21 protein-coding genes and 1 riboswitch are annotated in these 23,116 nt (G+C 55.4%); of the genes, 13 read left to right on the top strand and 8 right to left on the bottom strand.

The features are described 5' to 3' along the window. Positions 1-377 precede the first annotated feature (377 nt). A complete protein-coding gene (purH, locus tag ACFX4U_RS23505; RefSeq protein ID WP_313510411.1) occupies positions 378-1,967 on the top strand; it encodes a bifunctional phosphoribosylaminoimidazolecarboxamide formyltransferase/IMP cyclohydrolase in 1,590 nt (529 codons plus the stop codon). A 15-nt stretch (positions 1,968-1,982) separates the two neighbouring features. Beyond that, positions 1,983-3,275: a phosphoribosylamine--glycine ligase gene (purD, locus tag ACFX4U_RS23510; protein ID WP_313510413.1), complete on the top strand. Its 1,293-nt coding sequence runs from the start codon at positions 1,983-1,985 to the stop codon at positions 3,273-3,275. 40 nt (positions 3,276-3,315) lie between these two features. Here purD and ACFX4U_RS23515 read toward each other — a convergent pair whose 3' ends face one another. The 6 genes from ACFX4U_RS23515 to nudC form a co-directional block, all read right to left on the bottom strand. Next, positions 3,316-4,011, bottom strand: a complete 696-nt coding sequence (locus ACFX4U_RS23515; protein WP_313510441.1) for a DUF1481 domain-containing protein — start codon at positions 4,009-4,011, stop codon at positions 3,316-3,318. A 12-nt stretch (positions 4,012-4,023) separates the two neighbouring features. After that, positions 4,024-4,296, bottom strand: a complete 273-nt coding sequence (hupA, locus tag ACFX4U_RS23520; RefSeq protein WP_017460010.1) for a nucleoid-associated protein HU-alpha — start codon at positions 4,294-4,296, stop codon at positions 4,024-4,026. Positions 4,297-4,482: 186 nt separating this feature from the next. After that, entirely contained in the window at positions 4,483-5,073 is a 591-nt protein-coding gene (locus ACFX4U_RS23525) for a YjaG family protein (RefSeq protein WP_020456071.1), read from the bottom strand. Positions 5,074-5,106: 33 nt separating this feature from the next. Beyond that, entirely contained in the window at positions 5,107-5,787 is a 681-nt protein-coding gene (nfi, locus tag ACFX4U_RS23530; protein ID WP_313510414.1) for a deoxyribonuclease V, read from the bottom strand. 9 nt (positions 5,788-5,796) lie between these two features. After that, positions 5,797-6,861: a uroporphyrinogen decarboxylase gene (gene hemE / locus ACFX4U_RS23535; protein ID WP_313510416.1), complete on the bottom strand. Its 1,065-nt coding sequence runs from the start codon at positions 6,859-6,861 to the stop codon at positions 5,797-5,799. A 39-nt stretch (positions 6,862-6,900) separates the two neighbouring features. After that, on the bottom strand, positions 6,901-7,674 hold the full coding sequence (gene nudC / locus ACFX4U_RS23540) for an NAD(+) diphosphatase (protein WP_017460014.1): 774 nt from the start codon (positions 7,672-7,674) through the stop codon (positions 6,901-6,903). An 83-nt stretch (positions 7,675-7,757) separates the two neighbouring features. Between nudC and ACFX4U_RS23545 the strand changes: the two genes are divergently transcribed. From ACFX4U_RS23545 to ACFX4U_RS23595, 11 genes are all read left to right on the top strand, one after another. After that, positions 7,758-8,261 carry an Rsd/AlgQ family anti-sigma factor gene (locus ACFX4U_RS23545; protein WP_020456067.1) on the top strand — a complete coding sequence of 168 codons (504 nt, stop codon included), beginning with the start codon at positions 7,758-7,760 and terminating at the stop codon, positions 8,259-8,261. A gap of 114 nt (positions 8,262-8,375) precedes the next feature. After that, positions 8,376-8,541, top strand: a riboswitch (TPP riboswitch). A gap of 85 nt (positions 8,542-8,626) precedes the next feature. Further along, a complete protein-coding gene (thiC, locus tag ACFX4U_RS23550; protein WP_200553591.1) occupies positions 8,627-10,519 on the top strand; it encodes a phosphomethylpyrimidine synthase ThiC in 1,893 nt (630 codons plus the stop codon). Next, positions 10,519-11,154 carry a thiamine phosphate synthase gene (thiE, locus tag ACFX4U_RS23555; protein ID WP_313510423.1) on the top strand — a complete coding sequence of 212 codons (636 nt, stop codon included), beginning with the start codon at positions 10,519-10,521 and terminating at the stop codon, positions 11,152-11,154. The genes thiC and thiE overlap by 1 nt, the downstream gene beginning before the upstream one ends. Next, positions 11,147-11,905: a HesA/MoeB/ThiF family protein gene (locus ACFX4U_RS23560; RefSeq protein ID WP_305737411.1), complete on the top strand. Its 759-nt coding sequence runs from the start codon at positions 11,147-11,149 to the stop codon at positions 11,903-11,905. The genes thiE and ACFX4U_RS23560 overlap by 8 nt, the downstream gene beginning before the upstream one ends. After that, positions 11,886-12,086: a sulfur carrier protein ThiS gene (gene thiS, locus ACFX4U_RS23565; RefSeq protein ID WP_017460019.1), complete on the top strand. Its 201-nt coding sequence runs from the start codon at positions 11,886-11,888 to the stop codon at positions 12,084-12,086. Before ACFX4U_RS23560 ends, thiS begins: the two co-directional genes overlap by 20 nt. Before the next feature lies 1 nt (position 12,087). Further along, positions 12,088-12,858, top strand: a complete 771-nt coding sequence (gene thiG, locus ACFX4U_RS23570; protein ID WP_305737412.1) for a thiazole synthase — start codon at positions 12,088-12,090, stop codon at positions 12,856-12,858. Then, the gene (gene thiH / locus ACFX4U_RS23575) at positions 12,855-14,009 is read left to right on the top strand and encodes a 2-iminoacetate synthase ThiH (protein WP_313510426.1); all 1,155 of its coding nucleotides are present in this window, start codon (positions 12,855-12,857) and stop codon (positions 14,007-14,009) included. The genes thiG and thiH overlap by 4 nt, the downstream gene beginning before the upstream one ends. Before the next feature lie 208 nt (positions 14,010-14,217). Continuing rightward, a complete protein-coding gene (locus ACFX4U_RS23580) occupies positions 14,218-15,747 on the top strand; it encodes a sensor domain-containing diguanylate cyclase (protein WP_313510428.1) in 1,530 nt (509 codons plus the stop codon). A 145-nt stretch (positions 15,748-15,892) separates the two neighbouring features. Further along, positions 15,893-16,198: a PTS sugar transporter subunit IIB gene (locus ACFX4U_RS23585; RefSeq protein ID WP_023479403.1), complete on the top strand. Its 306-nt coding sequence runs from the start codon at positions 15,893-15,895 to the stop codon at positions 16,196-16,198. Positions 16,199-16,202: 4 nt separating this feature from the next. Further along, positions 16,203-16,520 (top strand): PTS lactose/cellobiose transporter subunit IIA, encoded by a 318-nt coding sequence (locus ACFX4U_RS23590; protein WP_017460024.1) that lies wholly within the window; start codon positions 16,203-16,205, stop codon positions 16,518-16,520. Positions 16,521-16,656: 136 nt separating this feature from the next. Beyond that, on the top strand, positions 16,657-17,688 hold the full coding sequence (locus ACFX4U_RS23595; protein ID WP_313510432.1) for a helix-turn-helix domain-containing protein: 1,032 nt from the start codon (positions 16,657-16,659) through the stop codon (positions 17,686-17,688). On the opposite strand, the gene ACFX4U_RS23600 is transcribed toward ACFX4U_RS23595, so the two are convergent. Further along, complete coding sequence (locus tag ACFX4U_RS23600) at positions 17,645-18,679, bottom strand: alpha/beta fold hydrolase (RefSeq protein WP_313510435.1); 1,035 nt, start codon at positions 18,677-18,679, stop codon at positions 17,645-17,647. The genes ACFX4U_RS23595 and ACFX4U_RS23600 overlap by 44 nt on opposite strands. A gap of 144 nt (positions 18,680-18,823) precedes the next feature. Continuing rightward, entirely contained in the window at positions 18,824-23,047 is a 4,224-nt protein-coding gene (gene rpoC / locus ACFX4U_RS23605) for a DNA-directed RNA polymerase subunit beta' (protein WP_349350663.1), read from the bottom strand. Positions 23,048-23,116: the final 69 nt, after the last annotated feature.

Consider the following 23,116-nt stretch of genomic DNA (forward strand, 5'->3'; position numbering starts at 1 on the left):
TCTTTCAGAGTCAACCCTGATTTTCAGGATTTTTTCTCTTCAACCGAACCAGCTGTTTGTGTGAAGTGATTCACATCCGCCGTGTCGATGGAGGCGCATTATAGGGAGTTCTCCGCCCCCCGCAATAGAAAAATGACATAAAAATGACTGACTGCTGCATTCCACAGCAAAACCCGCCTTTATACCCATTTACGCACAGACTTATCCACAATTCGGCAAAAGTACAAAAATTCGCGAGCGCTACGCAAACGTTTTCGTTACAATGCCCGCGCAAAAAACATGAGCCCTCGCTGGGGCATTAGCTAAGTTTTAGGATCAATAAAGATCCTAATATTTAGCTAACGCTCTCTGTTAAAGACAAATCCAGGGGATTTACCATGCAACAACGTCGTCCAGTCCGCCGCGCTTTGCTCAGTGTTTCTGACAAGGCCGGTATTGTCGAATTCGCACAGGCGCTCTCTCAGCGTGGCGTAGAACTGCTCTCTACCGGCGGCACCGCGCGTCTGCTGGCGGAAAAAGGTCTGCCAGTGACCGAAGTTTCCGACTACACCGGTTTTCCGGAAATGATGGATGGACGTGTGAAAACCCTGCATCCGAAAGTCCACGGCGGCATTCTGGGTCGTCGTGGGCAGGATGACGCGATCATGGCGCAACACGCGATCGCGCCGATCGACATGGTGGTCGTTAACCTTTATCCCTTCGCCGAGACCGTCGCACGTGAAGGTTGCTCACTGGAAGATGCGGTAGAGAATATTGATATCGGCGGTCCAACCATGGTTCGCTCCGCCGCGAAAAACCATAAAGATGTCGCTATCGTTGTAAAGAGCAGCGATTACACCGCCATTATTAATGAAATGGATGCCAACGAAGGTTCACTTCTGCTTGCCACCCGTTTCGACCTGGCGATTAAAGCGTTTGAACACACCGCTGCGTACGACAGCATGATTGCCAACTACTTCGGCAGCCTGGTTCCGGCCTATCATGGCGAAAGCAAAGAACCCGCCGGTCGCTTCCCGCGTACCCTGAATCTGAACTTCATTAAGAAGCAGGATATGCGCTATGGCGAAAACAGCCACCAGCAAGCCGCCTTCTATATAGAAGAAGAGATCAAAGAAGCCTCCGTTGCCACCGCGCAGCAGCTGCAAGGCAAAGCGCTCTCCTATAACAATATTGCCGATACCGATGCGGCGCTGGAGTGCGTGAAAGAGTTCAGTGAACCCGCGTGTGTGATTGTGAAACACGTCAATCCTTGCGGCGTCGCGGTTAGCGGTTCAATTCTGGAGGCTTACGATCGCGCTTATAAAACCGATCCGACCTCCGCATTCGGCGGCATTATTGCTTTTAACCGCGAGCTGGACGCTGAAACCGCACAGGCCATCATCTCTCGCCAGTTTGTTGAAGTGATTATCGCGCCGTCCGCGAGCGAAGAAGCGCTGAAAATCACGGCGGCAAAACAGAATGTGCGCGTACTGACCTGTGGTGAGTGGGCACAGCGTGTGCCAGGCCTTGATTTTAAACGCGTGAATGGCGGCCTGCTGGTTCAGGACAGAGATCTCGGCATGGTAAGCGCAAGCGAACTGCGCGTCGTCAGTAAACGCCAACCGACCGAGCAGGAGCTGCGTGATGCGCTGTTCTGCTGGAAAGTGGCGAAATTCGTCAAATCTAACGCTATTGTCTATGCGAAAGAGAACATGACCATCGGCATTGGCGCAGGCCAGATGAGCCGCGTCTACTCAGCGAAGATCGCCGGCATCAAAGCCGGTGATGAAGGGCTGGAAGTGAAAGGTTCGGCCATGGCTTCCGACGCATTTTTCCCGTTCCGCGATGGTATTGATGCCGCTGCCGCTGTTGGCGTGACCTGTGTTATTCAGCCTGGCGGCTCCATCCGCGATGACGAAGTCATTGCCGCCGCCGACGAGCACGGCATTGCGATGATCTTCACCGACATGCGTCACTTCCGCCATTAATCCACGGAGCAGACAATGAAAGTATTAGTAATTGGCAACGGCGGGCGCGAACACGCGCTGGCATGGAAAGCCGCACAGTCGCCGCTGGTTGATACCGTTTTTGTCGCACCGGGTAACGCCGGTACGGCACTGGAACCGACGCTGCAAAACGTCGCGATTGGCGCAACCGACATCCCGGCGCTGCTGAGCTTTGCGCAGAACGAGAAGATCGATCTGACCATCGTTGGCCCGGAAGCACCGCTGGTGATTGGCGTTGTCGACGCGTTTCGCGCGGCCGGTCTGAAGATTTTTGGCCCAACACAGGGTGCCGCGCAGCTGGAAGGCTCCAAAGCATTCACCAAAGACTTCCTCGCGCGCCACAATATCCCGACCGCCGAGTACCAGAATTTTACCGACATCGAGCCTGCGCTGGCTTACCTGCGTGAGAAAGGTGCACCTATCGTGATCAAGGCCGATGGTCTGGCCGCAGGCAAAGGCGTGATCGTCGCCATGACGCTGGCAGAAGCCGAAGCAGCGGTTCACGATATGCTGGCCGGTAATGCGTTTGGCGACGCGGGCCACCGCATCGTGATTGAAGAGTTTCTCGATGGCGAAGAAGCCAGCTTTATCGTGATGGTCGATGGCGAACACGTTCTGCCAATGGCCACCAGCCAGGATCACAAACGCGTCGGTGATGGCGATACCGGCCCGAATACCGGCGGTATGGGCGCTTACTCACCTGCGCCAGTGGTGACGGATGAAGTGCATCAGCGCACCATGGAACGCGTCATATGGCCAACCGTGCGCGGCATGGCGGCGGAAGGGAACACCTACACCGGTTTCCTGTATGCCGGACTGATGATTGATAAGCAGGGCAACCCGAAAGTTATCGAGTTCAACTGCCGCTTTGGCGACCCGGAAACTCAGCCAATTATGTTACGCATGCAGTCTGACCTGGTGGAGCTGTGCCTGGCCGCGTGTGAAGGCAAGCTGGATGAGAAAACTTCACAGTGGGATAACCGCGCATCGCTGGGCGTTGTGGTTGCAGCAGGTGGTTATCCGGGCAACTACCGCAATGGCGATGTGATCCACGGTTTACCGCTGGAAGAAGTGGCAGACGGTAAAGTGTTCCACGCAGGCACCAAACTATCCGCCGATGACCAGGTGCTGACCAACGGCGGGCGCGTACTGTGCGTCACCGCGCTGGGTAACACCGTCGCCGAAGCGCAGCAGCGTGCATATGCCTTAATGACGGATATTCACTGGGATGGCAGCTTCAGCCGCCGGGATATTGGTTACCGCGCAATTGCGCGCGAGCAAGGCAAGTAACTCCCGCCCTTTCACCCTCTCTCCATCGGGGAGAGGGTTTTCAGAAATTCTTTTCCGTCGGCTGCCAGCGGCAGAAATCCGCATTCGCCACCAGCAATAGCTGCGCACCTTCCGGCGCTTCCAGCCATGCGACGCTTACCGCAACCGCAGAGCGGTTCTGACGCTGCTCAATACGGTTTAAGGCGTAATCATCCAGATCGGGCTTCACGGTCTGCCCTTCGCAGGTCTGTACCGTATGATTGGCCTGCCAGCGCCCCTGACGCAGGATCACCCGCCCCTGACGCAGCGCGTCACTGGTCTGGCGGATCTGCTCTGCCCGGTAGCGATACAGAGCGACCTGATCGCTGGAAAGCTGCTGTTTCTGCCCGTCGACTTCACGCTGCATAAAGCTCAGCTCGCCGCGATCGTCAAAACGGACGCGAATATGCTCCGGCGGTTTACCGTAAACATTGAGTTCAATGAGGGTTAACGTATCGCCCTGCCAGCGGTATTCGCTAAGCGATGTGTTCCCGTGGTGCCACGGGCTAAACGCGGCGAGCAAGTGCGTCTCACCGTCTGAATCTTTACGCCAGACCCGCACCGCGCCCTGATCGCCGGCAAATCCGCTGGCGGTAAAAGCCGGTAAGGAGGAATCATGGCTACAGGCTGTCAGCAACAGCGCTGCGCCCGCTAACAACAGCGAGCGACGCCAGAATGACAAAAGGGGCGAAACCGCCCCTTCGACAAAACTGTTCACTGCCACGCGGTCTTACTTAACTGCGTCTTTCAGTGCTTTACCAGAAACAAATGCCGGCACGTTAGCTGCGGCGATTTTGATTTCTTTACCGGTCTGCGGGTTGCGGCCAGTACGCTCAGCGCGGTGGTTCACTTTGAAGGTACCGAAACCAACCAGTTGTACCGCATCACCTGCTTTCAGAGACTCAGTAACGGCAGCCAGGGTGGATTCCAGTGCAGCTTTCGCTTGCGCTTTAGACAGATCAGCCTTGTCTGCAATTACATCAATCAGTTGAGTCTTGTTCATAAGTTATCCTTTCAATGTGTTTATCGCTTGCTAAGCATCGAGTGCGACGGAAATGCCTCAAAAGCACTCTCCTGCATACACGCACCGATAGCCACTTATTTTCGCCCCCCAAATGTAGACCAGACGGGGGTATTAAGGGAAGCCTTCAGGCACGACAAAACAGGCGTTAAATCACGTTTTATTGTCTCATTGCTGCAAATTTATACCGATATTGCTCTCGCCGACCTCGCGCAGGTCTGCGCGCAGCCCTTTAATCAGCTCAATATCGCGTTCTTCGCAGGCAGCCAGAAGGCGGAAAATCTCCCACTGAATATCCCATTCTTGCTCAACAGCCGGGTTTTCCCGCAGCTCTTCGTCGGTCATTTCACGACCTTGCTGGGTCATTTCCAGCATCGCAACAGTGGTGATCGATGTTTTACTGACCTCGATAGCATGCTCCAGTGTTTCACCGCTCAGGCGCGAATGAATCAGTTCACTGAGTGCCACGCAAGCATCAATGGCCGGATAAACGCCGTACAGATCGTAGTCGTCCGCCGCCGGAATCGCCTCTTCCAGTTTCTCCAGCTGGCTGTCGAAATTCACTTTCGCGTCTTTGACGATCTGCGTTTCCCACACCAGGTCAAGGATCCGGCGGTAAAGCTGCGCGTCGCCAAACTCCGTCTGCTGGCAGAACATGGCGTAATTGGGGTACATACGCTCGCACAGGCAAGCCATAAAGACGACGTGCTGCCAGCTTTCCAGCTTTTCCAGACGCAGGTGAATTGGGTTTTGTAACATGATCGTTTCTCAAAATCGGTAATGCGCGGCAGTTTACCTGATATCGCGCTGAATTGCCTGCCAACGCGTAAACGCAGGCCGTCCGGATGCCACAGCGTCTGCCCAGCGCGTCGGTTCCGGTAACCGGTAGCCTTTCATGCAGCGCTGCACCCACGCGAGCGCGCTATCCTGGCTGACGCGATGCCCGGTGGTGACAAACAACGGATTGCAGCGCGCCTTGCTGCGCCACACCCAGGCGAGCTTTTCGCCTTTATCTATCAACGGCGAGAGCGCACCCGGCTCGTCCGCCAGCGGCTCGAACTTGCCGCACAGCCGCTTTTTCGCCACGCCGATAGTGGGTACATCGACCAGCAAACCAAAATGGCTGGCAACGCCGAGACGGCGCGGATGGGAAATCCCGTGACCATCGACAAACAGCAAATCGGGTTTTTGCGACAGCTGCTCCCACGCCGCCAGCAGCGCCGGGTATTCACGAAACGAGAGGAAACCGGGGATATAAGGCATAGTGGTGGCGATACGCGCCACCTGATACTCAACTAGCTCCAGCGAAGGCCAGGAAAGCAGCACCATTGCCGCTCGCGTCACTTCTCCACCCAGCTCAAAACCGACATCGGCCCCGCCGATCAATGTGGGCGGATCTTTATCCAGACGATCCTCACGGATCACCGAAGAAGCCAGTTCAAGTTGTTGTGCGCGTAGTGACGCGAGATCCATACTCTCTCCTTACTGATGCCAGGAGGCCGAAAGACGGTGCACCGCCTCGACAAATACTCCTGCATGTTCCGGCGGGACATCCTGATGGATGCCGTGACCGAGGTTAAACACATGACCTTCGCCTTTGCCGAAGCCCGCGAGAATCGTCGCGACCTCTTCTTCAATGCGCGCAGGCGGCGCGTAAAGCATAGACGGGTCCATATTGCCTTGCAGCGCAACTTTATGACCAACGCGACGGCGCGCATCGGCAATATCGGTTGTCCAGTCGAGGCCCAACGCATCACAGCCTGTTTCTGCCATCGCTTCCAGCCACTGCCCACCTCCTTTGGTGAATAACGTCACTGGTACGCGGCGGCCCTCGTTTTCACGCAGCAAGCCATCAACAATTTTATGCATGTAATAGAGCGAAAATTGCTGATAATCGCGCCCGGTCAGCACACCGCCCCAGGTATCGAAAATCATCACTGACTGCGCGCCCGCGCGGATCTGCGCGTTGAGGTACAACGTGACGCTCTGCGCCAGCTTATCCAGCAGCGCATGCAACGTATGCGGTTCGGCGTACATCATCTTTTTAATCAGGGTAAAGGCTTTACTGCTGCCACCTTCCACCATATAGGTCGCCAGTGTCCACGGGCTACCGGAAAAGCCGATCAGCGGCACTTCACCTTTCAGTTCACGGCGAATGGTGCGCACGGCGTTCATCACGTATCCCAGCTCGTTTTCCGGGTCTGGCACCGGCAGCTTATCAACGTCCGCCTTGCAGGTGATGGGCGAGGTAAAACGCGGCCCTTCACCGGCTTCGAAATAAAGCCCCAGCCCCATCGCATCCGGCACGGTAAGGATGTCGGAGAAAAGAATAGCCGCATCAAGCGGGTAGCGGCGCAACGGCTGTAACGTCACTTCGCAAGCCAGATCGGCGTTTTTGCACAGCGACATAAAATCGCCTGCTTGCGCGCGGGTCGCTTTATATTCCGGTAAATAACGGCCTGCCTGGCGCATCATCCACACCGGGGTCATATCTACTGGCTGGCGCTGAAGCGCGCGCAGGTAACGATCGTTTTTCAGTTCGGTCATTGTCAGTTCCTCAAGCGTCAGGCCGCCAGTATATACACCTTATTCATCGTCTGCCCGACACATCGCCACCGTATCCTCGATGAGGCGGCGCGCCACCGTACCCGGAGGCGGCAACAGCGGCAAATTGTCATAGCGATACCAGCCCGCATCCAGCAACTCTTTTGGGTCAATGTGGATTTCGCCGCTGTCGTATTCCGCCATAAATGCGGTCATCAGCGATTGCGGGAACGGCCACGGTTGCGAAGTGACATAGCGCAAATTCTTCACTTTGATGCCGCTCTCTTCCATCACTTCACGCGCCACCGCTTGTTCAAGGGTTTCGCCCACTTCGACGAAACCGGCAAGCACCGTGTAAATGCCATTGCGATGGCGTGTGTGCTGCGCCAGCAAAATGCTGTCATCACGACGAATGGCGACAATGATGCAAGGAGCGATTTGCGGGTAATAGCGCTCGCGGCAGTGATCGCATAGCATTGCCCACTCGGTTTTACTGGGGTGCATGGTGTGCCCGCAGTAACCACAAAACTGGTGTGAACGGTAAAATTCAGCCAGTTGTACGCCGCGACCCGCGAGTTGAAACAGCCCCACATCTTGATCGATAAGCAGGCGTACGGATCCCATATCCTGGCGACGATTCTGGCGGATCATCCATACCGCTTCGCCCTGCCACTCGCCAATGTGAAGCGCGCTCTGCCCCACAAGATCGAAATTTCCTGCCTTGCCGTGTGGTAATTCCCCGCCGGGCATCCATAATTTTTGTTCATGGCTGACGATCCACCAGCCCTGATCGTGTGCTTCAATAATACGTACCATTTGGTGCACTACCTTCGCTTTACTGGCATGTTATTAACATTATTATTACATCGTTTTGATCTTACATATTTGCGGAGCCATTTATGCTAAACCAGTTAGAAAGCCTGACAGAGCGCGTTGGAGGAAGTAACAAACTTGTCGACCATTGGCTGCAAGCACGTAAGCAACTGCTTGTTTCTTATTACAATCTGGTTGGCATTAAACCTGGCAAAGGATCCTACATGCAGCTTAACGAAAAAGCGCTGGACGATTTTTGCCACAACCTGGTGGAATACCTTTCCGCAGGCCACTTCAATATTTATGAACGCATCATCAGCGAATTGGAAGGGAGCAGCCCACTTTTAGCGGCGACGCAGCTTTACCCAATGCTTGAAGCGAATACAGTAGAAATCATGAACTATTACGACTCCAGCCTGGAAAACGCCATTGATGACGATAACTGTCTGGAGTTCCAGCAAGCGCTCTCCGATATCGGCGAAGCGCTGGCCGCCCGCTTTACCCTCGAAGACAAGTTAATCGTGCTGGCCTTTGATAACAACATCAAAGAGAGTGCCAACGACGAAAGCGGTGTCGCGCGACCGGCTTGAGTTCTTAAACATTAACGCGTAATTTAAAAAGCAGTCCCCGTCTTCGGACGGGTTTTTCTTGTCGGAGTGCCTATATTTCCACAACATCATTCGCGATGCGTCGAGACGGCAAGTTCGTGAATCCCCGGGAGCTTACATTAAGTAAGTGACTGGGGTGAGCAAACGCAGTCAACACAGACACCGTGCGAAAGATGAAGTGTAAAAGGCTGAGACCGTTAATTCGGGATCCGCGGAACCTGATCAGGTTAAAACCTGCGAAGGGAACAAGAGTAATCCATTCACGTCAACCACCCTCACGGGCGGTTTGCTGCCATTACTCCATCCGTCGTCTGACAAGCCATATCCTTTACATTCTGGAATGAGCTATGTCTGCAAAACTTACACGCCGTGAACAACGCGCCCAGGCGCAACACTTCATCGACACGCTGGAAGGAACCGCTTTCCCCAACTCACGCCGCATCTACATCACCGGTTCGCAACCTGATATCCGCATTCCGATGCGCGAAATCCAGCTGAGCCCAACGCTTACCGGCGGCACAAAAGAACACCCGCTGTTTGAAGAGAACGAAGCTGTGCCGGTGTACGACACCTCGGGTCCGTATGGCGATCCGGATATTGCGATTAATGTCCAGCAAGGTCTGGCGAAACTGCGCGCACCGTGGATTGCCGCTCGTGATGACAGCGAAACGCTGGAACAGCGCAGCTCTGCCTATACCAATGAACGGCTGGCCGATGATGGCCTCGACGAACTACGTTTTAGCGGTTTACTGACGCCGCGCCGCGCAAAACCCGGCCAGCGCGTCACGCAACTGCACTATGCGCGCAAAGGCATTGTCACGCCGGAGATGGAATTTATCGCCATTCGCGAAAACATGGGTCGCGAGCGTATTCGCAGCGAAGCGTTGCGCAGGCAGCATCCGGGCGAAGGTTTTGGCGCGCGGCTGCCGGAAAACATCACGCCGGAATTCGTGCGCGATGAAGTCGCCGCCGGGCGGGCGATTATCCCGGCCAATATTAACCACCCGGAATCGGAGCCGATGATCATTGGTCGCAACTTCCTGGTGAAGGTAAACGCCAATATCGGCAACTCGGCGGTCACTTCCTCGATCGAAGAGGAGGTGGAAAAACTGGTCTGGTCGACGCGCTGGGGAGCGGACACGGTAATGGATTTATCCACCGGGCGTTATATCCACGAAACCCGCGAATGGATCCTGCGTAACAGCCCGGTACCGATCGGTACAGTGCCGATCTACCAGGCGCTGGAGAAGGTCAACGGGATCGCCGAAGATCTTACCTGGGAAGCATTTCGTGACACGCTGCTGGAGCAGGCGGAGCAAGGGGTGGATTACTTCACCATCCACGCGGGTGTGCTGCTGCGCTATGTGCCGATGACCGCGCAGCGCCTGACCGGAATAGTCTCGCGCGGCGGCTCGATTATGGCGAAATGGTGCCTCTCCCATCATCAGGAAAACTTCCTCTACACCCACTTTCGCGAGATCTGCGAAATCTGCGCCGCCTATGACGTCTCGCTGTCGCTTGGCGATGGTCTGCGCCCAGGCTCCATTCAGGACGCGAACGACGAAGCGCAGTTTGCCGAGCTACACACGCTTGGCGAACTGACCAAAATCGCCTGGGAGTATGACGTCCAGGTAATGATTGAAGGGCCGGGGCATGTGCCGATGCAGATGATCCGCCGCAACATGACTGAAGAGTTAGAGCACTGCCACGAAGCGCCGTTCTACACGCTGGGGCCGCTAACCACCGATATCGCGCCGGGTTATGACCACTTCACCTCCGGTATTGGCGCGGCGATGATTGGCTGGTTTGGCTGCGCGATGCTTTGCTATGTCACGCCGAAGGAGCACCTTGGCCTGCCGAACAAAGAGGACGTCAAACAGGGGCTCATCACCTACAAGATCGCTGCTCACGCCGCCGATCTGGCCAAAGGCCACCCTGGCGCGCAGATCCGCGACAACGCCATGTCGAAAGCGCGTTTTGAGTTCCGTTGGGAAGATCAATTCAACCTCGCGCTCGACCCGTTTACCGCTCGCGCCTACCACGATGAAACGCTGCCGCAGGAGTCGGGCAAAGTGGCACACTTCTGTTCCATGTGCGGGCCGAAATTCTGTTCGATGAAAATCTCGCAAGAGGTGCGTGACTACGCGGCAGCCCAGGCGATTGAAGTCGGCATGGCGGATAAATCCAGCGACTTCCGCGCGCGCGGCGGCGAGATCTACCTGAAAAAGGAGGAAGTCTGATGTATCAGCCCGATTTTCCGCCGGTGCCCTTGCGTCTTGGGCTTTACCCGGTGGTCGACAGCGTTGAATGGATTGCCCGTTTACTGGAAGCGGGCGTGCGCACCTTGCAACTGCGCATTAAGGATAAGCGCGACGAAGAGGTTGAAGCGGATGTAGTGGCGGCCATCGCGCTTGGTCGCCGCGTTAACGCACGGCTGTTTATTAACGACTACTGGCGACTGGCGATCAAACACCAGGCTTACGGTGTGCATCTTGGTCAGGAAGATCTGGAAACGACAGATTTAAGCGCCATTCGCTCGGCGGGTTTGCGCCTTGGCGTCTCCACGCATGACGATATGGAAATCGACGTTGCGCTGGCGGCGCGCCCCTCTTACATCGCGCTGGGGCATGTCTTTCCTACGCAAACCAAACAGATGCCTTCTGCCCCGCAGGGGCTGGAACAACTGGCGCGTCATATTGCGCGGCTGGACGATTATCCAACCGTTGCTATTGGCGGTATCAGCCTTGCGCGTGCGCCGGAGGTATTAGCAACCGGCGTGGGCAGCATTGCGGTGGTCAGCGCCATTACCCAGGCGGATGACTGGCAACAGGCAACTCATCAGTTGCTGCAACTGGCGGGGGTGGGCAATGAATGATCGCGATTTTATGCGCTACAGCCGCCAGATCCTGCTGGAGGATATCGCGGTTACCGGCCAGCAAAAACTGCTCGCCAGCCGGGTATTAATTATCGGCCTCGGTGGCCTTGGCGCACCGGCGGCGGTCTACCTTGCTGGCGCAGGGATCGGCACGCTGGTACTGGCAGATGACGACGCCGTACACCTGAGCAACTTGCAGCGGCAGATTTTATTTACCACTGACGATATCAACCAGCCGAAAACCCAGGTCACCGCGCAGCGCCTGCACAGATTAAACCCGGATATCGAGCTGATTACGCTCCAGCAGCGCTTAAGCGGCGATACGCTGCACCAGCAAGTTCAGCGGGCCGATGTGGTGCTCGACTGTAGCGACAACATGCTGACGCGCCAGGCGATCAACGCCGCCTGCGTGGCGCTGGAGACACCGCTTATCACCGCCAGCGCGGTCGGTTTTGGCGGCCAGTTGATGGTGCTGACGCCGCCCTGGCAACAGGGCTGCTACCGCTGTTTATGGCCGGACGACAGCGAGCCAGAACGTAACTGCCGCACCGCCGGCATTGTCGGCCCGGTGGTCGGCATTATGGGCGCCATGCAAGCGCTGGAAGCCATCAAATTGCTGAATGGCCTGCACACCACCAGCGGCGAGTTGCGCCTGTTCGACGCGCGCACCAATCTTTGGCGCACGCTGGCGCTGCACGCTTCCCGCCAGTGTCCGGTTTGTGGAGGGCGACATGCAGATACGCTTCAATGACGAATCGATGAACTGCGTCGCCGGGCTTTCCGTCGCGACCCTGCTTGAGCAACTCAATCAGCTCAAGCCGGGTGTTGCGCTGGCCGTTAATCAACAGATCCTGCCGCGCGAGCAGTGGGAAAACCATCTTGTGCAGGACGGCGATCACATCCTGCTGTTTCAGGTTATCGCAGGGGGCTGAGATGTTACGTATTGCAGAAAAAGAATTTACTTCACGGTTGTTTACCGGCACCGGCAAGTTCGCCACGCCGCAACTGATGGTCGATGCAATTCACGCCTCTGGCAGCGAACTGGTAACGCTAGCGATGAAGCGCGTCGACCTGCGCCAGCGCACCGATATGCTGCTGCAACCCTTGCTGGATGCGGGTGTAACGTTGCTGCCTAACACCTCCGGGGCGAAAAACGCCGAAGAGGCCATTTTCGCCGCGCAACTGGCGCGGGAAGCGCTCGGCACGCACTGGCTAAAACTGGAAATTCACCCGGATGCCCGCTGGTTGCTGCCCGATCCCATTGAAACCTTGCGCGCGGCGGAAAAACTGGTGCAGATGGGTTTTGTGGTTCTGCCGTATTGCGGTGCCGATCCGGTGCTATGCAAACGGCTTGAGGAGGCCGGCTGCGCGGCGGTCATGCCGCTGGGCGCGCCAATCGGTTCCAACCAGGGGCTGGAAACCCGCGCCATGCTGGAGATTATTATTGAGCAGTCGAATGTGCCAGTGGTGGTCGATGCCGGGATCGGCGCGCCCAGCCACGCAGCGCTGGCACTGGAGATGGGGGCTGACGCGGTGCTGGTTAATACCGCGATCGCGGTCGCCGACGATCCGGTCAACATGGCGCGCGCCTTTCGCCTGGCGGTCGAAGCCGGAACGCTCGCCCGCCAGGCCGTACCGGGTGCCCGCCAGCGTTACGCGCAGGCCACCAGCCCGCTCACTGGTTTTCTGGAGGAAACATTATGAGCACCTTCACTGACCGCTGGCGGCAACTGGACTGGGACGATATCCGCCTGCGCATCAACAGTAAAACCGGTGCCGATGTCGAACGCGCACTCAATGCCCGGCAACCGACGCGCGACGATATGATGGCGTTGCTCTCCCCCGCCGCCGCGGATTTTCTTGAACCGATGGCACAGCAAGCGCAGCGGCTCACGCGCCAGCGTTTTGGCAACACCGTCAGCTTTTATGTTCCGCTTTATCTTTCTAACCTTTGCGCCAATGACTGCACCTATTGCGGGTTTTCGATGAGTAATCACCTGAAGCGCAAAACGCTGGATGAGCAGGAGATTGCGCGTGAATGCGCGGCCATACGCGAACTGGGATTTGAGCATCTGTTGCTGGTCACCGGCGAACATCAGGGTAAAGTCGGGATGGACTATTTTCGCCGCCATATGCCAGCGATCCGCCGCCAGTTCGCCTCGTTGCAAATGGAAGTGCAGCCGCTCTCCGAAGCGGAGTACGCCGAGCTGAAAACCCTTGGTCTTGATGGCGTAATGGTCTACCAGGAGACGTACCACGAAGGCCAGTATGCGCGTCACCATCTGCGTGGTAAAAAACAGGACTTCTTCTGGCGGCTGGAAACGCCGGACAGGCTGGGCCGCGCAGGTATCGACAAAATTGGACTCGGCGCGTTAATGGGCCTGTCCGACAGCTGGCGAGTGGATTGCTATATGGTTGCCGAGCATTTGCTGTGGCTGCAACAGCGCTACTGGAAAAGCCGTTATTCCATCTCTTTCCCCCGCCTGCGCCCTTGCGCAGGCGGCGTGGAGCCGGCATCGGTGATGGATGAACGGCAACTGGTGCAAACCATTTGCGCGTTTCGCCTGCTGGCACCGGACACGGAGCTGTCGCTATCCACGCGCGAGTCACCTCACTTTCGCGATCATGTGATTCCGCTGGCGATTAATAACGTAAGCGCCTTTTCCAAAACGCAGCCGGGCGGCTATGCCGATAATCACCCGGAGCTGGAGCAATTCTCGCCCCATGATGGACGCCGCCCGCAGGAGGTTGCCGACGCGCTGATCGCCCGTGGGCTGCAACCGGTGTGGAAAGACTGGGATAGCTGGCTGGGACGTGCGCCGCAAAAAAGCCGCAACGCGCAGATAACGGGTTAACACGTTTTCGGCCTGTTACGTAAAAGCAAAATCGGGCGATGGCGGTTTGTCGCCCGAACCTTCATGCTTGCGCTGTCAGGTCATGAGACTGACCGGAGCGGGCGCTCTTCCTCTCTTCCGCTCCGCCTTACTCACTTCAGGTACGCTATCTTTTGCGCAGCCCCTATACTGATACCTGTTCCTCTCTTGCATGTTCAAGGACAAGAAAATGCATATCAAACAACTTTCATTTACAAGACCAATTCTGGTGAGCCTTACCGGGATCCTCCTCAGTTTTGTGATAATCGCGCTCATGATTATCGCTGGTATGCGTAAAGAGACGCTGGAGGAGTACCACGATGTGAATCGCAATTTCGCGCATAACCTGGCAGTGAATTACACCCAGTCGATCCTGCGCGAAAACGACTATATTCTTAATCGCGCCACTGCGTTCTTTGCCCATGATAATCAGTTAGACGCCACCGTAACCGGCGATCGGGACAAGGGGCTTAAGTTACTGATGCAGTTGCTGGCGCTGATGCCGTCGGTGTCGTCGATTTCTCTCGCCGATTCGCGCGGCGTTTATTTGCGCGCGCCGCAGGTGATGGGCAGCGGTGAGAGTTTCAATGCCAGTACGCGTCCGTGGTTTATGCACCAGGCGGAAGCCAGCATGTTTAATCACTATACCCGTACCTACATGGATTTTTTTACCCATAACCCAACAGTGAGCATCTATAAACCGGTGATAGCGCCAGACGGTAAATTAAAAGGGACGCTGGCTTTTCACCTTGATCTGGCCTCTATGGGTTTCACCCTGCGCACCATGCAACCTCCGATGCCTGGCGAATTCTTCGTTATCGACGGCGAAGGCAAAGCGATGCTGCACCCGGACACTGGCGCGCTATTCAAGACACTTGTCAGCCCGGCAATGCTTGCAGCAATGACCAGTGCTGAAGGCGCGCTTTTTGATGAAAAAAATGCGTGCTGGTATTACTACTACGCCTTCACCAACCCGGAGTGGTTTGTGATCTATAAAGTGTCCGCCAGCACACTGGATAAACGCGTTCGCCATCAGATTCAGCTTGTCGGTTGGGGATTCACCACGGCGGCAGTGTTTATCATTCTGTTTGGCCTTTACTTACGCCACAGCTCACGCACGGTGCTGATTAATATTATTGATGCGATAAAAACCGGTGATGTAACGCGCGCACCACGGCTCGAAGCAATGCTGAGCAAAGCGATTGAAAGCAGTAAAGAGCGGGAGCAAACGTGGGTGAGACAGGCAACCATGGATGCGTTGACCAATTGTAAGAATCGCCGCGCCTTTGATGCCGATATTGCCGCGCTGATGAACGATCATCAGCCGTTTGCGCTGGCTCTGGTGGATATCGATAATTTTAAATCCATTAACGATACCTGGGGCCATCTGAATGGCGACATCGTGCTGCGCAACGTGGCGCGCGAAGGTATCCAGATCCTGCAGCCGCAGGGGATTTCGCTCTATCGCTACGGTGGCGAAGAGTTCGCGGTGATTTTTCCGCATGCGCATATCGATAACGCGCTGGCGCTGCTGGAGCAGTGGCGAGTGAAAGTGGAGAACCGTACCTGGCGCGAAAAAGAGCTACTGGTCACTTTTAGCGCCGGTTTGGGCGAGTGGAACATGGAACCGCTTAACCAATTGGTCGGGCGTGTGGATGAAGCGCTTTATAAAGCGAAGCAGCAAGGTAAGAACCGGATTCTACTGGTGAATCATCCGTAACCAGGCGGCGCTTCGTAAGGTTGCAACCGGTTTCATGTTATGCAGGGATTCTTTGTGATGCCCTACACACAATCGCGGTAAAGCGGTTGTTGAACCCAACAGCGCGGGATAATTATCACCTATCCCATCAACACCGAGGCTGACTATGAAAAACATCGTTTTATGCTGTGCAGCGGGTATGTCCACCAGCATGTTGGTGCAACGCATGAAAGACGCGGCGCAGAAAAAAGGCGTCGAGGTCACTATCAAAGCGGTTCCTGTTGCAGATTTTAAAGATGAGATTGCAACAGCGGATATCGTGTTGCTGGGGCCGCAAGTGAAATACGAACAGGCGAAATTGCAGGCGCAGGCGGAACCGCTGGGTAAGAAAGTGGCGGTGATCGATATGATGGATTACGGCATGATGAAAGGCGATGTCGTTCTGGAAAAAGCCCTTAAGCTACTGGAGTGAATGCGTGGAAGATTTAGAAACCATCATTATGGAATTGTTGGTTAACGCGGGCGCGGCGCGTAGCCAGGCATTAACCGCGTTACAGATGGCGCGTAAAGGCGACTTTGCTGAAGCAGAAAAAGCGATGGAAGAGTCGCGTGAATTCGTTAAAGCCGCGCATAAAATTCAAACCCAGCTTATCGGGCTCGATGAAGGCACCGGTAAGCTGCCGGTGAATTTGATCACCGTTCATTCGCAGGATCACCTGATGAACGCGATGGTGATTCAGGATCTGGCGACCGATATGATCGAGCTTTACCGCCGCATACCGCCGCGTGATTAAGGCATCGCTTCAATACAACGACTCTGCCCGCTCTGGCGGGCTTTTTTTCGCGCCGCTAAAAGTCGTGAGGTGTTTTTCGCCCCCATTTATGGCACAACATGGCATTCGATACTGTTTTCTGCGCTCCAGGTGACTTGTGCCAGCCATTCCATTTCCCTTTTACACGCTCTCCATCTTGCTGATTTTGCTATTGAAGGTTTGCCTGCAACGGGCTTCAGGTTTGCGCAGCACAGCGGTGTTTATTGGCGCCTGCACCCTGCTGGTACTGATGTCCGCCCTGCGCTGGCAATTCGATGCTCTGTTTTTACGTCAATTACAATCGATGGTAGCCATAGCGCTGCCCCCGCTGGCATGGCACTGTTTCGCTCACTTTACCGGACGTAATCGCAGGCAAAAGTTTGCACTCTGCGCACTCCCACCCGCCATTGCTTTGGTGTTCAATTTGGCTGCGCCTGATACCACCGACATCGTGCTGGTATTGCTGTATCTCGGTTACGGTGCAGGGTTAATCACAACCGCCAGGCAAGGCGCCGACGCGTTTGTCTTCTCGCGTCTAAGCGAGGCCACAATAACATCGCGCATGGCGCTGCTGGCGGGTAGTTTCCTGTGCTTTTCCGCGCTGACCGATCTGGTTATTGCGCTGGATTTTCACTTTTATCATGGTCAGCAGGCACCGCAACTGGTGGCGATCTCCCAGGCAATCTTGCTGCCGTTTATCTGCCTGGCCATTGTTTATCGCGGTAAAGCTGCGCCCGTTGAGTTGCCAACCTCATCTGTCGAACACGAAGCCAGTGCGGATGACAAAGACCTGCTTGCCACTTATCAGCACATTGAAGCCCGCATTCGCGAGCAACACCTGTTCCTGAATACCGACCTGACGCTTAACACGCTGGCAAAAAAATTGGGCATTCCTGCACGACAGATCTCGCGAGCAGTTAACCAGACATGCGGCTGCAATGTCTCGCAGTGGATCAACCGTTTTCGTATTCACTATGCCCAGCAGCTATTACGCAATTCCGACGCGCCGGTGACAGCGATCATGCTGGACTCAGGGTTTGCTACCAAGTCTAACTTTAATCGCGAGTTTATCCGTATTAGTGGGATGAGCCCGACTGATTACCGTCTCACATCGGAGAATAAACCAGTGTCTGTTGCAGAAACGCGCTGATTTGCTTAAAGAGGCGTTGATGAATTTCTGCCCGGCTAAAGCTACCTCCGTCCTGGCAGACGATCCCTTCTCCTGGATCTTGCGCGTCGATTAATGCAGCCGCCCCCGGCTTGCATAATTGCATAAAGCTAAAATGCGTCGCCCCCTCTACATGAACATAACGCTGTTGGGCGGCCGGAATGTGTTCTGCAAGATAACCCGATTCGAGACGGGCAGGCAGTTCATCGCTGTCTGCCTGCGCCGCCATAACCAGTACTGGAATAGTTATCTGCTTAAGGCTTTCTGGCGTGAAGCCACGTGCCAGGCCGAGATCGAGCGAAACCACCGCTTTGATCCGTGAGTCACGCATATTCAGCGACAACATGTCGCTTGCTGAGGGTTGATCGATGCTCAGCGTAGAAGCCAGCTTGCAACCCGCCAGCACAGCATATTGCTGACAATCAGCCATAAAACGGCGGCTATCAAAACGCCCACCAGCGAGTTCCAGCACTGTCCAGCCACCCAGTGAGTGACCCAGCGCCGCAATACGGTGCGTATCAACCAACCCCGCCAGATCAGGCTCAGCAAGCAGTTTATCCAGCACGTGGTGGAGATCCTGCGGACGTAGCCAAAGCTGTTTTGCATCTTGCGGTTTTTTATTGCGCGTCGTGGTCCCCGGATGATCGGGTGCGGCGACGATATACCCCTCATCCGCCATCTGCTGCGCCAGCCAGTTAAGATTACGCCAGTTGCCGCCGTAACCGTGTGAAATCAATAACAGCGGATGAGCGCCAGCAGCGGGTTTTGCATCACGTAACGCAGCAGTACCGCTAAAAACGATGTTCTCTCCCACGGTTTCCGCTTTACCGCGTTCTGGCGTGGGATACCAGACCGCAACATCCAGCGGGCGGGCGCTGTTCTCATCCATGTGTAGCTGGCGAAAAGCGGTTTCGGCATGTGCCATGCCGCCAAACAAAATAGTAAGCAACAGAAGGGTGATACGTGAAGTCATAGTACGTTCCTGGTGAGTTAACCGTCGCGAAGATTCTGCAACTCGCCGTGCGTACAATGCGTCCTGAAACGCGATCGAGGTCTTAAAACCTGAATTTCAGGCATAAAAAAACCCGCCGAAGCGGGTTTTTATTACGCGAAACGATTACTCGTTGTCGGAACCACCCAGACCTGCGTTCAGCAGTTCTGCCAGGCTCGCGGACGCATCTTCCGCAGTCACCTGCGGTGCTGCCGGCAGTTCGCCAGCGGCGCGACGGCGCATACGATCCTGGTGGTACGCATAACCGGTACCAGCCGGGATCAAACGACCCACGATAACGTTCTCTTTCAGACCGCGCAGTTCGTCGCGTTTGCCCGCAACGGCTGCTTCGGTAAGCACACGAGTGGTCTCCTGGAACGATGCCGCGGAGATGAAGGACTCGGTTGCCAGAGACGCTTTGGTGATACCCAGCAGATCGCGTGCATAGGTTGCACCGATTTTGCCTGCTGCTTCAAGATCGCGGTTAGCGATCTTGACGCGAGAGTATTCAACCTGCTCACCTTCCAGGAAGTCGGAGCTTCCTGCGTTAACGATGGTGGCTTTACGCAGCATCTGACGAACGATAACTTCGATGTGCTTATCGTTGATCTTAACGCCCTGCAGACGGTAAACGTCCTGTACTTCGTTGGTGATATAACGCGTTACCGCGTGTACACCACGAAGACGCAGAATGTCGTGCGGTGCTTCCGGACCGTCGGAAACCACGTCACCACGTTCTACACGTTCACCTTCAAACACGTTGAGCTGACGCCATTTCGGAATCATCTCTTCGTACGGCTCGCTACCGTCAACCGGCGTGATCACCAGACGGCGTTTCCCTTTGGTTTCTTTACCGAAGGAAATGATGCCGCTGATTTCAGCCAGGATTGCCGGCTCTTTCGGACGACGTGCTTCGAACAGATCCGCAACGCGCGGCAGACCACCGGTGATGTCCTTGGTACCGCTGGATTCCTGCGGAATACGCGCCAGAGCATCACCCGCACCGATCTGGATGCCATCTTCCAACTGGACGATCGCTTTACCCGGCAGGAAGTACTGCGCAGGCATGTCGGTACCCGGGATCAGAACGTCGTTGCCGTTAGCGTCAACGATTTTCAGCGCCGGACGCAGATCTTTACCACCCGCTGTACGCTCTGCGGAGTCCAGAACCACCAGCGAAGACAGACCGGTCAGTTCGTCGGTCTGACGAGTAATCGTCTGGCCGTCGATCATATCAGTGAAGCGGATGAAACCAGCCACTTCAGTGATAACCGGCATGGTATGCGGATCCCAGTTTGCAACGGTTTCACCGCCGGCAACCTGCTCGCCATCGCCTTTCGCCATCACCGCACCGTAAGGCACTTTATAGCTTTCTTTGGTACGACCGAATTCGTCGATCAGTTTCAGCTCAGTGTTACGCGAGGTAACAACCAGTTTACCGCTGGAGTTAACAACCGACTTCGCATTGCTCAGACGGATGCTACCTTTGTTTTTCACCTGAATGCTGGATTCAGCAGCCGCACGAGATGCCGCACCACCGATGTGGAACGTACGCATCGTCAGCTGTGTACCCGGCTCACCGATGGACTGTGCCGCGATAACGCCGATAGCTTCACCTTTGTTGATGATGTGGCCACGCGCCAGGTCACGACCGTAGCAGTGCGCACATACACCAAAGTCGGTGTCACAGGATACAACGGAACGTACCTTCACGGAGTCAACAGAGTTCGCTTCCAGCAGGTCACACCAGTGTTCGTGCAGCAGTGTGTTGCGCGGAACCAGAATATCTGCGGTACCCGGCTTCAGAATGTCTTCTGCAGTTACACGACCCAGAACGCGATCGCGCAGCGGCTCTTTAACATCGCCACCTTCGATAACCGGCGTCATGGTGATGCCTTCCAGCGTGCCACAATCGTCTTCGGTTACGACCAGATCCTGCGCCACGTCAACCAGACGACGGGTCAGGTAACCGGAGTTCGCGGTTTTCAGTGCGGTATCCGCCAGACCTTTACGCGCACCGTGCGTGGAGATGAAGTACTGGAGTACGTTCAGACCTTCACGGAAGTTCGCGGTGATCGGCGTTTCGATGATGGAGCCATCCGGCTTCGCCATCAGACCACGCATACCAGCAAGCTGACGAATCTGGGCTGCAGAACCACGCGCACCGGAGTCGGCCATCATGTAGATGCTGTTAAAGGAAACCTGCTGCTCTTCAACGCCGTCACGGTTAATAACGGTTTCGGTTTGCAGGTTATCCATCATCGCTTTGGATACGCGATCGTTCGCCGCGGCCCAAATATCGATAACTTTGTTGTAACGTTCGCCAGCGGTTACCAGGCCAGACTGGAACTGCTCCTGAATCTCAGCAACTTCAGCTTCCGCTTCGCTGATGATTTCGTGTTTCTTCTCCGGGATGACCATGTCATCGATACCAACGGATGCACCTGAACGCGCTGCATAAGCAAAGCCGGTGTACATCGTCTGGTCCGCGAAGATAACGGTTGGTTTCAGGCCCAGAATGCGGTAACAGGTGTTCAGCATTTTGGAGATAGCTTTCTTGCCCAGCGCCTGGTTGACAATGGAGAAAGGCAGACCTTTCGGAACGATCATCCACAGAATCGCACGGCCAACGGTCGTGTCTTTCAGGCTGGTTTTCGCTACGAATTCGCCGTTAGCGTCTTTTTCATATTCAGTGATACGCACTTTAACGCGCGCATGCAGAGAGGCCAGGCCAGCGCGGTAAATACGCTCAGCTTCTTTCGGGCCAGTCAGCACCATGCCTTCGCCTTTGGCGTTAACACAGTCACGGGTCATGTAGTACAGACCCAATACAACGTCCTGAGACGGAACGATGATAGGTTCGCCGTTCGCCGGAGACAGAATGTTGTTGGTGGACATCATCAGCGCACGCGCTTCCAACTGGGCTTCCAGCGTCAGCGGTACGTGAACAGCCATCTGGTCACCATCGAAGTCGGCGTTATATGCCGCACAAACCAGCGGGTGCAGCTGGATAGCTTTACCTTCGATCAGTACCGGTTCAAACGCCTGGATACCCAGACGGTGCAGTGTTGGTGCACGGTTCAGCAGTACCGGGTGTTCGCGGATAACTTCGTCCAGGATATCCCAAACGACAGCTTCTTCACGCTCAACCATTTTCTTCGCGGCTTTGATGGTGGTGGCGAGGCCACGCAGTTCCAGCTTGCCGTAGATAAACGGTTTGAACAGCTCCAGTGCCATTTTCTTCGGCAGACCGCACTGATGCAGACGCAGGTATGGACCTACGGTGATTACAGAACGACCGGAGTAGTCAACACGCTTACCGAGCAGGTTCTGACGGAAACGACCCTGTTTACCTTTGATCATATCGGCCAAAGATTTCAGCGGACGTTTGTTGGAACCGGTGATCGCACGACCGCGACGGCCGTTATCCAGCAGGGCGTCAACCGCTTCCTGCAGCATACGTTTTTCGTTGCGTACGATGATGTCCGGTGCCGCCAGATCCAGCAGGCGTTTCAGACGATTGTTACGGTTGATCACGCGACGGTACAGATCGTTCAGATCCGACGTTGCGAAACGACCACCGTCCAGCGGAACCAGCGGACGCAGGTCCGGCGGCAGCACTGGCAGAACGGTCAGGATCATCCACTCCGGTTTGTTACCAGACTGTACGAACGCTTCCAGCAGTTTGATACGCTTGGTCAGCTTCTTACGTTTGGTTTCGGAGTTGGTTTCGTTCAGCTCTTCGCGCAGTTGTTCGCACTCTTGCTCCAGATCCATGCTTTTCAGCAGGGCCTGAATAGCTTCGGCGCCCATTTTCGCGTCGAATTCGTCACCGAACTCTTCCAGCGCGTCCAGGTACTGTTCTTCGGTCAGGATCTGGTTACGTTCCAGATTGGTCATACCGCCTTCGATAACCACATAGGATTCGAAGTACAGAACACGTTCGATATCGCGCAGCGGCATATCCAGCAGCAGGCCGATACGGGACGGCAGAGATTTCAGGAACCAAATGTGGGCGGTCGGAGACGCCAGCTCGATGTGGCCCATGCGCTCACGACGCACTTTTGTCTGGGTCACTTCAACGCCGCACTTCTCACAGATCACACCACGGTGTTTCAGGCGCTTGTACTTACCGCACAGGCACTCGTAATCTTTTACTGGCCCGAAAATACGCGCACAGAAAAGGCCGTCACGCTCAGGTTTGAACGTACGGTAGTTGATGGTTTCCGGCTTCTTAACTTCACCAAAAGACCATGAACGGATCATGTCTGGCGAGGCCAGAGCAATTTTGATCGCATCAAACTCTTCGGTTTTAGTTTGCGCTTTCAGAAACTTTAATAAGTCTTTCACGGATTTGCTCCCGTCGGAGTTAGCACAATCTGGTGCTGGGGATTAACCCGGCACCAGTGACCTGTTTGA

The sequence above is a fragment of the Kosakonia sp. YIM B13588 genome, from assembly GCF_042788165.1.
Taxonomy (GTDB): domain Bacteria; phylum Pseudomonadota; class Gammaproteobacteria; order Enterobacterales; family Enterobacteriaceae; genus Kosakonia; species Kosakonia sacchari.